The organism is Janthinobacterium agaricidamnosum (genome assembly GCF_003667705.1).
Lineage (GTDB): Bacteria > Pseudomonadota > Gammaproteobacteria > Burkholderiales > Burkholderiaceae_D > Janthinobacterium.
Window position 1 is genome coordinate 2,676,298 of record NZ_CP033019.1, and the last position, 12,511, is coordinate 2,688,808.

The window sequence follows — 12,511 nt, forward strand, 5'->3', positions numbered from 1 at the left end:
CGGAAGGCCTGTTGCCAGGCCTTCCGGGTTCCTTTCAGCCTGCCTTACTTGCTCAGGCGGCTGATCGCTTCGGCCACGCCCGCGCCATAGGCGGGGTCGCACAGCGTGCAATTGCCGATGTGGCGTTGCTTGACTTGCTCCGAAGCGCCCGAGATGGCGCGCGCCGTGTTGTCGAACAGCGCCTGCTGCTGTGCCGGCGTCATCAGCTGGAACAGGGCGCGCGGCTGCGAATAGTAATCCTCGTCGACCCTGTGGTTCCAGTGGTCGGCCGCGCCTTCGATGCTCAATGGCGGTTCGCGGAAGTCCGGCTGCTCGGCCCATTCCTGCTCGCTGTTCGGCTCATAGCCCAACGTTCCTCCCTGGTTGCCGTCGACGCGCATCTGGCCGTCGCGGTGGTAGCTGTGGAACGGGCATTTCGGCGCGTTGACAGGGATATGGCTGTGGTTGACGCCGAGGCGGTAGCGCTGCGCGTCGCCATACGAAAACAGGCGGCCTTGCAGCATCTTGTCCGGCGAAAAGCTGATGCCCGGTACCACGTTGGCCGGGTTGAAGGCCGCCTGTTCCACTTCCGCGAAATGGTTGTCCGCATTGCGGTTCAGTTCCAGCACGCCCACTTCGATCAGCGGGTAGTCGCCGTGCGGCCACACTTTCGACAGGTCGAACGGGTTGAGGTGATACGTGCCTGCCTCTTTTTCCGGCATGATCTGCACGTACAGGGTCCAGCGGGGGAAATCCTTGTTTTCGATGCTTTCATACAGGTCGCGGTGCGAGCTTTCGCGGTCCTTGCCGACCAGTTCCTCGGCTTGCGCGTCGGTCAGGTTTTGAATGCCTTGCTGGGTTTTAAAGGTGAACTTGACCCAGAAACGCTCGTTTTGCGCATTCAGGAAGCTGAAGGTATGGCTGCCGAAACCGTGCATGTGGCGGAAACTGCGCGGCAAGCCACGGTCGCTCATCACCACCGTCACCTGGTGCAGCGCTTCGGGCAGCGAAGTCCAGAAATCCCAGTTGCTGTTGGGGCTGCGCAAGCCCGTGCGCGGGTCGCGCTTGATGGCGTGGTTCAGATCGGGAAATTTCAATGGGTCGCGCATGAAAAACACGGGCGTGTTGTTGCCGACCAGGTCCCAGTTACCTTCTTCCGTATAAAACTTCAGGGCGAAGCCGCGGATATCGCGTTCCGCATCGGCCGCACCCCGTTCGCCGGCCACCGTGGAAAAGCGCGCAAACATCGGCGTTTGCTTGCCCACTGCGCCAAAAATCTTGGCCCGCGTGTAGCGCGTGATGTCGTGCGTGACGGTAAACGTGCCGTGCGCGCCCGATCCCTTGGCATGCATGCGGCGCTCGGGAATCACTTCACGGTCGAAGTGGGCCAGCTTTTCCAGGAACCAGACATCTTGCAACAGGGCGGGGCCGCGTGGGCCGGCCGTCTGGATGTTCTGGTTGTCGACGACAGGCGCGCCAAAGGCGGTGGTCAGCTTTTTCATTGGACTCTTTCTTTCATGGCTAGGCAGAGCAATGGACGCACCGGCGCTACTCAAACACTGGCTGGGCTGAATGCACACTCACCGGGGCTGGTCCAGAGTAAAATTTCTAAAATGCAAACCAGTGTAAACTTTTTGGTACGGGATGGCTTGCCACGCCGTCCGAGCAAGCTCAGCCGGCGTACTTGCATCATAAGCGCTCCATCGCTGCCGCTCCCGCACGCTTGCAAGTTGCCAGTATATAAAGGCAGGCGACGATCACGCCACTGGCCTTTTGCCCAGTTCTTAAAACTTGTTCCAGTTGTTATGCCGGTGCTCCGTCGCTTCCTTCATCAGGTGGCCCGCGCGCAGGGCGTCGTCCGCCTGCAGCGTCATGGCCAGTTCCTGGAGGGCGGGCGGGTATTCGTGGTGGGCGGCTTCTTCCAGCAATTCACGGCCCTTGGCCAGGTCGCGCGGCACGCCGCGGCCTTCGCGGTAGGCGTTGTACAGCAGGAACATGGCGTGTGGATTGCCCAGTTCGCTGGACTTGGCCAGCCAGTGCGCCGCTATGACGGGATCTTGCGGCACGCCTTCGCCATTCGCCGCCAGCAAGCCCAGCATCAGGGCCGCCTTCGCATGGCCTTGCTGCGCCGCTTGCCGGTACCACAGCCACGCTTGGGCCGGCGTGGCCGCGCGCAGCATCTGGCCCAGCTCGAACGCCGCTTCCGTGTCGCCGGCGCGGGCCGCCTGTTCGAACAGACTCAGCGTCTCGGCGCGGCGCTCGGGGCGGGGCTGGTAAATCAGCGCCAGTTCGCGCTCGGCGACGGGCATGTCCTTGCCGGCCCAGCTGCGTACCTTGCGTTCGGCCTGGTGGTCGCCCGCCTGGCGCGCGAGCATGGCCACGGCTTCGATTTCCGCCGCCGTGGGTGGTGGCGACGACTGGCAGGCGGCCAGGACGGTAGCCAGCACGACGGAGGGAAGGGAGAGTGCGTGTTTCATCTGGATGACCTTTCATCAAAACAGGCCGGAACTGCCGCAGTCCCGGCCCATGGACCTTATTTGCTCAGGTCGATGCGGTACTTGGCGAAACCGCTGGCGTCGAGCCCGCCTTCGGCCGCCACGCTGGCGATGCCGCTGCCCTGCGCCAATGCCAGGTGGCCCGGCGCCGAGCGCAGGATGACGGGGCCGGCCGTGGCCGTCTTGACGAAGCTCCAGCTGCGCGCGCTGCCATTGGCCGCCAGGGTCACCTTGCCGCCCTTGGTGCTGAGCGACGCCAGGTAGTTGCTGACCACGGCCTGGTTCGCATCGGGCGACTTGATGATGGTCTTGCTGCCGTCAATGCCCGGCACGGCACCGCCGCCGCCGGCGCGGTAATCGTTGGTGGCGACGATGAAATCATCGCCATCGGCCACGGGCGCGCCCTTGTACGTGAGGTTGACGATGCGGCTGCCCGGTTTTTTCGTCACGTCGATCTGATACGTGAGGGCATTGTTTTCCGCGTAGAACACGTCATAGTTGTAGATCGTGCCATACGACGGCACCAGGTCCTGCTCCGCCGTGGCGCTCGGGTCGATCTGGGCGAATTGCCTGGCCGACGTTTCCAGCCAGGCCTTCAAGTCCGCGCCCTTGATCTTCACGGCTTGCAAGTTGTTATTGCTATATAAATACAGGTCGCCCGGATTGCGCACCTGCAAGCCAACCGGCGCGGCCGGCGTCGCGCCCGCGGCCACGTCCGTGAAGTCCGACGGCCCGTTGCGGCCCGCCTTGAATGGCGCGCTGCACGAGATGACGGGGATATTCTTGTAGCTGGACAAGGTCGCATCCGTGCTGGTGGCGATGAAGTTCTTCACGTAATCGAGCTGTGCCTGGTTCACCAGCTGGATGGCGCTGACGTCGCCCACCAGCGCGAAGTAGGCCGACATCTCGAAATCCGTGCTGATGCCCAGCGGCTGCCTGGCGTAGGCGATGGTGGCCGCATGCTCGGTGGCTACCAGCGGGGCGATGGCCGGGTCGGCTTTCACGAGGGTCGTGCCGTCCGTGTACTTGAAGCCGCGCGATTCCACCGTCGTCTTGGCCGGCTGCACCACCCACTTGCCGCCCTGATAGACCATCGTCAGCTTGATGATGCCCAGACGGCGGCCCCAGCTTTGCGCCATGACGGTGGGCACGCCGTTCACAAAGCCGTTGACGGCGTCGATCTTCGCGCTGGCGGGGAAGGCGGCGAACGAGGCGTCCAGCGCGGCCGCGCCCGTCTCTTTGCCTTTCGGGAAGATCAAATGCGAGTGGCCGATCATCAGGGCGTCGATGCCCGTGCTGGTCAGGTGATAGCTGCCGTTTTCCATCTTCGGGCTGTAGGTGCTGGTGTCCAGGCCGCCATGGGACAGGGCCACGACGAGGTCGGCTCCCTTGTTGCGCAATTCCGGCACATATTGCTTGGCCGCTTCCTGCACGCCCGTCACGCTGACTTTGCCGGCGAGCACTTTCTGGTCCCATTCGAGGATTTGCGGCGGTACAAAGCTCAGCACGCCCACATTGATTTTCACGGTCAGCTTGCTGCCGTCGGGCGCCGTGGCGGCGAAATCGCGGGGCAGCAGGGCGTAAGGCTGGAAGATGGGCTTGCCGCTGCTCACGCCGACGACATTGCTCAGCACGGAAGGGAAGGCGGGCGCGCCGCAGGTGCCCGTCGGTTTGGCCACGCCGGGTATGCCGAAATCCGTGTTGGTGATCTGGCTCAGGTAGGGCAAGCCATAGTTGAATTCATGGTTGCCCATGCCGCCCGCGTCGTATTTCAGCGCGTTCATGGCCTTGTGCACGGCCAGGGTGCCGCTGCAAGGAACGGGCGCGGCCACGGCCTGCAGGTCGGCCAGCAAGGTGCCCTGGATGACGTCGCCATCGTCGAGCAGCACATTGTTCGGATTTTCCACGCGCGCCGCCTGGATCAGGGTCGACGTGCGCTCCAGGCCCAGGCTCGTGTCTTCGGCCAGCGCATAATAGTTGTAGCTCAAGACGTTCGAGTGGATATCGGTGGTTTCCAGCAATGCCACGGTGACCGTCGTGCCCTCGGGAATGGCTGGCGCCGTGTTCGAACTGCCGTTGCAACCGACGAGACCCGCACTTGCCAGCGCCGCCAGCATGACCCAATTTGTTTTCATTACCGCCCTCGGAAAGATTCAAAGGACGCGACTGTAACGCCGCCATATGACGCGGCGATGACAGCCGTGCAAGGCGCATGGAGACAGGGTCGCGCGCGATGGCGCGACCGCCTGTCAATGTGCCGGCAGTTTTTTCAGCACTTCATTGCTGAAGTAAGGCTCGTCTTCCACCCAGAAAATATAGTCGAGGTCCAGGTAGTTGCGGGCAAAGTCGAGCAAGTCTTCGACTGAATTCTTTTTCCCGGTACGAGGATTGATTTGGCGCAGGTTGCCGTCCTGTACGGCCATGCCCTTGACCAGGTTCGCCGGATAGTCCTTAATAAAGCCGTAACTCTGGCCCATATGGCTTTTCCGATACGGCATCAGGTCAGGACCGCCGACGCCCATACGCAGCATTTGCGCCTGCGCAAACAGGCCGCGCATATAGCCCTTGTCGGTCCACGGCAGCCATTCACCGGGCAGAAAATTCAGATACACCATGGTGGTGGTGTGGGGAAAAGCCGCGGCCAGTACCTGCATGTTGTCCTTGATGGCATCGACATAGTGTTGCGGCTTGAAATCATCGGGGAACGTCGTATTTCCCTTGCCGTCTTCCACGCCAATGTCGATCGAGCTTTCGCTGAAATTGATGCCCTCGATTTTCCCGTCAAATTCCTTGCCCAACGCCTGGATCAAGCGTTGATAACGCTCGCGTACCGGCGCTTCCCACATTTTTGGCGACCAGCCATATTCATCATCGGTGACCGCTTTATGCGGATCGCGTTCCGGTGCGGAAAGCATGCTTTGCTTGATGATGCCGCCCTGGTAGCGAGGATCGCTGAGCAAATATGCCGGCACATTGTGGCGCGGCGTGAATGATTTTTCCTGCAATTGTATCCACAGCTTTTTCCCGATCGAGTCGAGATAGCTGATGTCGTGGCGGATCGGCGCAAAATCGTAACGGTCCTGTTCCGGCTCCAGGCTGCGCCAGGTGTACACGATTTGAGCACCGCTGAAGCGCGGATCGCTTAATGCCTTATCCGCGCGGATGTTTTCCCCGTGCGGTTCACGGTGATTGAAGTAAATATAGTGCTTGATCGGGTGCTTTATTTCCGCGGCAATCGCACTGCCCATCATCAAAATAACTAATGCAAAAAACGTTGTATGGCTGCGTAAGATCATCGATTCCTTGGGCACTGTGAGAATTTAGCTATTCAGTCGCCAGGCGCTTGCTTCGATAGCAGAGCCGGTGCGATTCCACTATAGCACCTTGAGGAGGTGGCCTGGACTGCGCGGCGTGTTCAGGATGGCAGGTGACGATTAGCATGCTCAATGCAAGTAAGTTGCATTATAATTCGCAAATGCAATTGAACTGCATTTGCTTCCGCCATCACGCACCCACCAATTCGAAGGATTCCCCATGCCCCAGCGCAAACTCCCCGTCACCGTCCTGTCCGGCTTTCTCGGCGCCGGCAAGACCACCTTGCTCAACCACATACTGCGCAACCGCGAAGGCAAGCGCGTGGCCGTCATCGTCAACGACATGAGCGAAGTCAATATCGACGCTTCGTTGGTCAAGGATAGTGCCGAAGCGGCCGGCGCGGCGCTGTCGCGCACGGAAGAAAAACTCGTGGAAATGTCGAACGGCTGCATCTGCTGCACCCTGCGCGACGATCTGTTGCTGGAAGTGCGGCGCCTGGCTGCCGAAGACCGCTTCGATTACCTGTTGATCGAATCGACGGGCGTGGGCGAACCGATGCCCGTGGCCGCCACCTTCGACTTCGAGGACGAGCACGGCGACAGCCTGAACGACGTGGCCCGCATCGACTGCATGGTCACCGTCGTCGACTGCGCCAACCTGCTGGCGGATTTTCATAGCGAAGACAGCCTGGAGCAGCGCGGCGAGATCGCGGGCGAGGGCGACGACCGCCAGCTGGCCAACCTGCTCACGGAACAGATCGAGTTTGCCAATGTCATCGTCCTCAACAAGGTCGACATGGTGGCGGCGGACGAGCGCCGGCGCGTGCTGGCCATTTTAAAAGCCCTCAATCCCGGCGCGCGCATCATCGAAACCAACCAGTCCGTCGTGCCGCTCGACGCCATCCTGGGCACGCACTTGTTCGACCTGGAGCAGGCGGCCGCCATGCCGGGCTGGGCGCAGGAGTTGGCTGGCAGCCACACGCCGGAGACGGACACCTACGGCATCGGCAGCTTCGTCTACCGGACGAAGGAACCGTTCCACGCGCAGCGCCTGCACGATTTCATCTCGCAACCGATACCGGGCGTGGTGCGCAGCAAGGGATATTTCTGGCTGGCCAGCCGCCCCGAATGGGTGGCCAGCCTGTCCGGCGCGGGCAAGCTGATGAATATCGAGCCCGTGGGACTGTGGTGGGCGTCCGTGCCGAAGGAGCGCTGGCCCACGGATGCCGCCTCGCTGGCGGAAGTGAAGGCGGGCTGGAGCGAAACGTACGGCGACCGCTACCAGGAGCTCGTCTTCATCGGCCAGGACATGGACCAGGCGGCCATCGAGGCGGACTTGAAGAAATGTCAACTCAGCACCACGGAAACGCGCCAGGGCATGGCCGCCTGGCGCCAGCTGCCCGACCCGTTTCCACTATGGCAACGCATGGAAGAACTCGAAGACTAACTTGAACAGGAACACACTATGACAGAACTGATCCCCGTCACCATCATCACGGGCTTTCTCGGCAGCGGGAAAACGACCTTGCTCAAGCGCATATTGCAGGGCGATCACGGCGTGCGCATCGCCGTGATCGAAAATGAATTCGCCGCCGAAAGCATCGACCATGGCTTGCTGGTGCAGGACAGCGACGAGCAGATCGTGGAAATGAACACTGGCTGCATCTGCTGCAGCGTGCGGGGCGACCTGATCCGCATCCTGGGCGAATTGCACGCCAGGCGCGCGGCGGGAAGCATCACGTTTGATCACGTCATCCTCGAAACGACGGGCCTGGCCGCGCCGGGTCCCGTGGCGCAAACCTTCTTTGCGGAACCCTCCGTCAGCGAGTGCTACATGCTGGACGCCATTTTGACGGTGGTCGATGCGCGCCATGCGCAGCAGCAATTGACGGCGCACAAGGAAGCGCAGGAGCAAGTGGGCTTTGCCGACCGCATCCTGCTGTCGAAGACGGACCTGGTCAGCAAGGACGACCTGGCCGCGCTGCGCCAGCGCCTGGTCGCCATCAATGGCCGCGCCAGCATACAGAAAGTGCGCTTTGGCAATGTTCCGCTGCGCGACATCCTGAACATCCGCGGTTTCAATCTGAACGCCATCGTCGAACTGGAGCCGGATTTCCTCGGAGAATTGGGCCACCGCCATGGGGACGGCGTGCAATCGTTCGTCTACCACCAGTCCCAGCCCCTCGATCTGCTGCAGGTGGAAAACTTTCTCGATGCCGTGGTGCAGCTGTTCGGCGCCCAGCTGATGCGCTACAAGGGCATTTTGTATGTTGCCGACTTGCCATGCCGCGCCGTGTTCCAGGGCGTGCACATGCTGATGGGCTCGGAATTGGGCGCACCGTGGCGCGACGATGAGCCGCGCGCCAGCAAGATCATTTTTATCGGCCGCGACTTGCCGCAGGAGATGCTGATCCGGGGCCTGGACCGCTGCGTGGTCAAGGCGGATAGTCCCGTCGGGGTGGCCGCATGAGCGTGGAAGCGGGCTTGCCCGCCCTGGCGCTGATCTTTCTGCTTGGCATGCGGCATGGCCTGGAACCGGACCACCTGGCTGCCGTCGATGGCCTCACCTTGCGTAGCCAGGCGGCCCACCCGCGCTGGACGCCGTGGATGGGGGCGCTGTTTGCCCTAGGGCATGGCGTCTGCGTGCTGGCCATCGTGGCCGTTGCCGCCCTGGCATCCAGGCAATTGACTCCTTCGGAAAGCGTGTTCGGCTGGCTGGAATGGCTGCCCATCGTCTTGCTGCTGGTGATAGCCGCGCTGAATGCGCGCAGCTTGCTGGCTGGCGCGCAACTGGCCGAGGTGCGCGGCCGGCTGCTGCCAGGCTGGCTGCGGCGCGCGTCCGGGCCGCTGGGCGCCATCCTCGTCGGCATGCTGTTCGCGCTGGTGTTCGATACGGCCTTGCAGGCGGCGGCCTGGGGCTACGCGGCCGTGGCGCTGGGCGGCATGGGGCCAGCCTTGCTGACGGGGACGGTGTTTGCCGTCGGCATGGGCGTAACGGATACCTTCGATGGCTGGGTCACGGCAAAGGTCATGCGCACCGGCAAGCTTGATGTCGTGCGGGCGTTCCGGCGCCGCCTGGGCTGGCCCATCGTCGCCATCTGCGTGGCGATGGCCGCTTACATGGCTGCCGGCAAGCTTGATCCGGCCTGGTCGCTGCCGGAAAGCTGGACGGCGGCGCTGGGCGCGGCCATGGTCTTGCTGATGGCGGCCGTGTACGGCTGGACCTTGCTGGGCTTGCGCCGCGTGCGTGCGTAAGGGAAGGGCGTGGGTATAATGGGAAAAAACTGCCGAGTCCTCCCATGCCCGCACCCGATATCGTCATCCGCCTGCTGACGCCAGCCGACACCACCGCCTTTTGCGCGCTGCGCCTGCGCGCCATCCTCGATTCGCCCAGCTCGTTTTCGGCGTCACGCGAGGATGAGCTGGCGCGCACGCCGGAAGAACACGTGCAGCGCATCGCCGGCGGCACCCTGCAGCGCGGCTTTGGCGCCTTCGATGGCGATCGTCTCGTCGGTTTTGCCGGCTTGCGGCGCGAATCGCTGCGCCAGCTGTCGCACAAGGCCGTGTTATGGGGCGTGTTCGTCGATGTGACGCAGCGGGGCCATGGCGTGGCGCGGCGTCTGGTGAACGCCTGCATCGAACTGGCCGAGACGGACCCTGCCATCATGCAAGTGCACTTGAGCGTGAATGCGGAAAACAATGCCGCCCTGCGCCTGTATGAATCCCTGGGATTTATCGCGTATGGCACGGAGCCGCGCTCGATGCGCGTGGGCGACCTGTTTTATGACGAGCATCACCTGGCCTTGCTGCTCAAGTGATGTCAGAAGAGTCTTACTTGCAGCGCGGGCACAGGCCCTTGATCAGGTAATCGACTTCGCCGCCGCTGAAGCCTTCCGGCAAGAGCACGGGCGGCGGCAGCTTGACTTCATTGAAGCAGGTAACGTTCGCGCATTTGGTGCACTGAAAGTGCGCGTGTTCGTGCGCCTGGTGGCCGGCACCGGCGCTGAAGCGCCACACCTGGTCGGCGCCCGCGATGCGGTGCACCAGTTCATTTTCCGTCAGCCATTCCAGCACCCGGTACAGGGTGACGGAATCGATATCGCTGTCCTGCGACAGCGCTTGCTGGATTTCATGGTGGGTCAGCGAACGGCTTTGCGCCATTAAAAAGTCGAGTACCTTCACGCGCGTCTTGGTGACGCGGGCGTTGGTATTGCGGATCAGCGATTCGGCGTGCGGTGTAGAAGATGATGTCAACATGATAAGCCTGCTTGCGGGGGATCGGCTGACGGCGTCATCGCCGTGCCCGTTGCCACCCTATGGGCCGTATCTTAGCATGCGTGCCGCACCGGATGGAACGGCGTCATGGTTTGAACGTCCAATAGCGGCCGGCGGCCGTATCGACGGGCTCGAGAAAGCGCTGGTCGGCGCGCGCATGGTTGCGTATCAGATAAAACATGTCGGACAGGGCCGAGCGCTTTTCCGCAAAGTAGGAGTGCTTCATGAAGCTCGTGTCGACCCCGGTGGCGTCGATGGTTTCCACGCCCGCCACGATCAGCATGCCGGCGCCGCTGTCGCCTGCGCGCGCGTAGCCGTGCACGGCTTTCGAGGCGGCCAGCGCCAGGTCTTGCGAAGAGGCATATAAAGTGACGGGGTTGCGCGCGCCGGCCAGTTTGGGCGCGATATCCTGTTTGAAGATGGCGGCGTCGATGTCGGGCGCGGACAGGATGATTTCCGTGATCTTTTGCGCCAGCTGCGGTTGCGCGGCCAGCAAGTCGGCCACGGCGCGCGCCAGGCCCCGGCTGCCCATGCTGTGGCCTACCAGATAGACTTGCGCCGCCTCCGTGCTGGCGAGAAAGTCGCCCAGGAAGGCCGTGATGTGGGGCGTGCTCCATTCGATATTGTTTTCATCGATGGTGTAGCTGGCCACTTCACCGCGCGACGGCCAGCTGTAGAACACGGGCGCGCCGTCGAAACCGAGGTCGTAGGCCATTTGTCCCGTGCGCCGCGCCGCATCCTCGAAACTCACGTTGTAGCCGTGCACGAAGATAAAGGCGCTCTTGCCGGCCGACGCGCGGATCTGGGTTTTCAGTGCGGCAAAGAAGTTGTCGTGGTCCTGCACGTCGGCCGACAGCACCACCACGTGCTTGGCTGGGTCGTCGCGAAATTCCAGGCGCCACAGCGACGGCGATTCCAGCTGGCCCATGCGGTGGTCGCGCGGGATGCTGATGTCGCAGCTGCCATAGCTGAGCGGGCCATTGCCTCCCATGACGTTGCGTTCGCCGCTGAAGCGCTGGGCCGGCGGCTTGCCCACGTCGCGCTGGCGGTCCGTGGCGAAATACACTTTCACCACCGCGTAGTTCGACACAACGGCGCTTTTGTCGGCGGGGGCGGGCGCCGTTTGCGCCGCAGGCGCTGCCGGCGGCAGGGCTACGGGCGGACGCAGCGCATCGAGCAAGCCTTGCGCGGCGAACAGGGTTTCCATGTCATCGGGTATTTTCGCCGTGGAGAGGGCAGCCGACAGGGCCAGTTGCAGCTGGGTATTGGCGGGTTCGGCCTCCAGCGCGGCGATGGCGGCCAGGATGGCGGCGGCGCTGTCGAACTTGGCGATGGCCAGCTTCAGGCGTTGATAGTGGCTGGCGACGGCTTCCGGCGCGTGGCCGGGCGCGCCATGTTCGATGGCCGCCACGACGGCGGAAGTAATCAAGTCCATGCGCTACCTGCCTCTCTGATCAGTATGAATTAAATATCAACTCATATTGCCATAAAAGCACGCGGAAAGCGACTTGTCCAGCACCGCGCGCACGCGGTGCGCGGCAGGTCAATGCTGCTTGTCGTCGCTGAACTGCTGCGCCAAGGATTGCAGAGGGGCCACCGTCAGGCCGCCGCGGCTCACATGCTCGGGGATGGCCACGCGCACCGGCTTGCTGTGCATGTTGCTTGACGACAGCACGTTCGTCGTGGTCTCTGGCGCCGCATTCCACACGGGATCGACGATGCCTTCGAACACCTGTTTCAATTGCTCGCCCCAGGTATCTCGGATCATGCGGAAATACTGGTTCTTTTCATCGATGGTGACGAAGCGCGTGACGGCCAGGCTGCCCGTCTCGTAGACGAGCAGATCGAGCGGCAAGCCGACGGAAATGTTCGAGCGCAAGGTGGAATCCATGGAGATCAGCGCACACTTGGCCGCTTCATCGAGGCGCGTGAACGGGTTGATGACCCGGTCGATGATGGGCTTGCCGTATTTGGCTTCGCCGATCTGGAAATACGTGTTTTCATCATGCGATTCGATGAAATTGCCGGCCGAATACACCTGGAACAATCGGCAGCGCTCGGCGCCTATCTGGCCGCCCACAATGATGCTGACGTTGAAATCGATGCCGCAGTCGGCCAGGGCCTTCGCTTCGCGCAGGTGCACGGTGCGCACGGCTTCGCCCACGATGCGCGCCGCGTCGTACATGCTGGCCACGTTCCAGATGCTGCGTCCGTCCGCATCGACGTGTTCGGAGACGATCTGGCGGATCGCCTGCGAGATCGACAGGTTGCCGGCCGTCATCAGGACCAGCATGCGGTCGCCCGGGTTCTCGAACACGCTCATCTTGCGGAAGGTGCCCACCTGGTCCACGCCGGCGTTGGTGCGGGAGTCGGACAGGAAGACCAGGCCTTCGTTCAGGCGCATGCCTATGCAATAAGTCATCGTCGTAAATCAAATCCAAAGGGGGA

Annotated in this window: 11 protein-coding genes; 4 read left to right on the forward strand and 7 right to left on the reverse strand. The window is 62.5% G+C overall.

Features of this window, described 5'->3' with window-relative positions:
- Positions 1-44: 44 nt before the first annotated feature.
- The 4 genes from D9M09_RS12005 to D9M09_RS12020 all read right to left on the reverse strand — a co-directional run bounded on the left by D9M09_RS12005 (position 45) and on the right by D9M09_RS12020 (position 5,770).
- Positions 45-1,481: a catalase gene (locus D9M09_RS12005; RefSeq protein WP_070310789.1), complete on the reverse strand. Its 1,437-nt coding sequence runs from the start codon at positions 1,479-1,481 to the stop codon at positions 45-47.
- A 282-nt stretch (positions 1,482-1,763) separates the two neighbouring features.
- Positions 1,764-2,456 (reverse strand): tetratricopeptide repeat protein, encoded by a 693-nt coding sequence (locus D9M09_RS12010; RefSeq protein WP_121669376.1) that lies wholly within the window; start codon positions 2,454-2,456, stop codon positions 1,764-1,766.
- Positions 2,457-2,512: 56 nt separating this feature from the next.
- Positions 2,513-4,609 (reverse strand): bifunctional 2',3'-cyclic-nucleotide 2'-phosphodiesterase/3'-nucleotidase, encoded by a 2,097-nt coding sequence (locus D9M09_RS12015; protein WP_121669377.1) that lies wholly within the window; start codon positions 4,607-4,609, stop codon positions 2,513-2,515.
- 114 nt (positions 4,610-4,723) lie between these two features.
- On the reverse strand, positions 4,724-5,770 hold the full coding sequence (locus D9M09_RS12020; protein WP_121669378.1) for a hypothetical protein: 1,047 nt from the start codon (positions 5,768-5,770) through the stop codon (positions 4,724-4,726).
- 238 nt (positions 5,771-6,008) lie between these two features.
- On the opposite strand from D9M09_RS12020, the gene zigA reads away from it, so the two are divergent.
- From zigA to D9M09_RS12040, 4 genes are read left to right on the forward strand one after another with little or no spacing between them, the layout of a single operon-like run.
- Positions 6,009-7,235, forward strand: coding sequence for a zinc metallochaperone GTPase ZigA (zigA, locus tag D9M09_RS12025; RefSeq protein ID WP_121669379.1), 1,227 nt, complete (start codon positions 6,009-6,011; stop codon positions 7,233-7,235).
- Positions 7,236-7,253: 18 nt separating this feature from the next.
- A complete protein-coding gene (locus D9M09_RS12030; protein WP_121669380.1) occupies positions 7,254-8,258 on the forward strand; it encodes a CobW family GTP-binding protein in 1,005 nt (334 codons plus the stop codon).
- Positions 8,255-9,043, forward strand: a complete 789-nt coding sequence (locus D9M09_RS12035; protein WP_121669381.1) for a nickel transporter — start codon at positions 8,255-8,257, stop codon at positions 9,041-9,043. Before D9M09_RS12030 ends, D9M09_RS12035 begins: the two co-directional genes overlap by 4 nt.
- Before the next feature lie 44 nt (positions 9,044-9,087).
- Positions 9,088-9,606 (forward strand): GNAT family N-acetyltransferase, encoded by a 519-nt coding sequence (locus D9M09_RS12040; RefSeq protein WP_070218729.1) that lies wholly within the window; start codon positions 9,088-9,090, stop codon positions 9,604-9,606.
- Between the two features lie 13 nt (positions 9,607-9,619).
- Here the strand turns inward: D9M09_RS12040 and D9M09_RS12045 are convergent, their stop codons facing one another.
- The 3 genes from D9M09_RS12045 to D9M09_RS12055 form a co-directional block, all read right to left on the reverse strand.
- Positions 9,620-10,045 (reverse strand): Fur family transcriptional regulator, encoded by a 426-nt coding sequence (locus D9M09_RS12045; RefSeq protein ID WP_070218730.1) that lies wholly within the window; start codon positions 10,043-10,045, stop codon positions 9,620-9,622.
- Positions 10,046-10,148: 103 nt separating this feature from the next.
- Entirely contained in the window at positions 10,149-11,498 is a 1,350-nt protein-coding gene (locus tag D9M09_RS12050; protein ID WP_121669382.1) for an alpha/beta hydrolase, read from the reverse strand.
- A 108-nt stretch (positions 11,499-11,606) separates the two neighbouring features.
- Positions 11,607-12,485, reverse strand: coding sequence for a peptidase (locus D9M09_RS12055; RefSeq protein ID WP_121669383.1), 879 nt, complete (start codon positions 12,483-12,485; stop codon positions 11,607-11,609).
- Positions 12,486-12,511: the final 26 nt, after the last annotated feature.

Coding starts and splice junctions, on each gene's coding strand:
- D9M09_RS12015 (WP_121669377.1), bottom strand. CDS start 4,609: ATGAAAACAAATTGGGTCATGCTGGCGGCGCTGGCAAGTGCGGGTCTC.
- D9M09_RS12045 (WP_070218730.1), bottom strand. CDS start 10,045: ATGTTGACATCATCTTCTACACCGCACGCCGAATCGCTGATCCGCAAT.
- D9M09_RS12055 (WP_121669383.1), bottom strand. CDS start 12,485: ATGACTTATTGCATAGGCATGCGCCTGAACGAAGGCCTGGTCTTCCTG.
- D9M09_RS12005 (WP_070310789.1), bottom strand. CDS start 1,481: ATGAAAAAGCTGACCACCGCCTTTGGCGCGCCTGTCGTCGACAACCAG.
- zigA (WP_121669379.1), top strand. CDS start 6,009: ATGCCCCAGCGCAAACTCCCCGTCACCGTCCTGTCCGGCTTTCTCGGC.
- D9M09_RS12050 (WP_121669382.1), bottom strand. CDS start 11,498: ATGGACTTGATTACTTCCGCCGTCGTGGCGGCCATCGAACATGGCGCG.
- D9M09_RS12035 (WP_121669381.1), top strand. CDS start 8,255: ATGAGCGTGGAAGCGGGCTTGCCCGCCCTGGCGCTGATCTTTCTGCTT.
- D9M09_RS12030 (WP_121669380.1), top strand. CDS start 7,254: ATGACAGAACTGATCCCCGTCACCATCATCACGGGCTTTCTCGGCAGC.
- D9M09_RS12040 (WP_070218729.1), top strand. CDS start 9,088: ATGCCCGCACCCGATATCGTCATCCGCCTGCTGACGCCAGCCGACACC.
- D9M09_RS12010 (WP_121669376.1), bottom strand. CDS start 2,456: ATGAAACACGCACTCTCCCTTCCCTCCGTCGTGCTGGCTACCGTCCTG.
- D9M09_RS12020 (WP_121669378.1), bottom strand. CDS start 5,770: ATGATCTTACGCAGCCATACAACGTTTTTTGCATTAGTTATTTTGATG.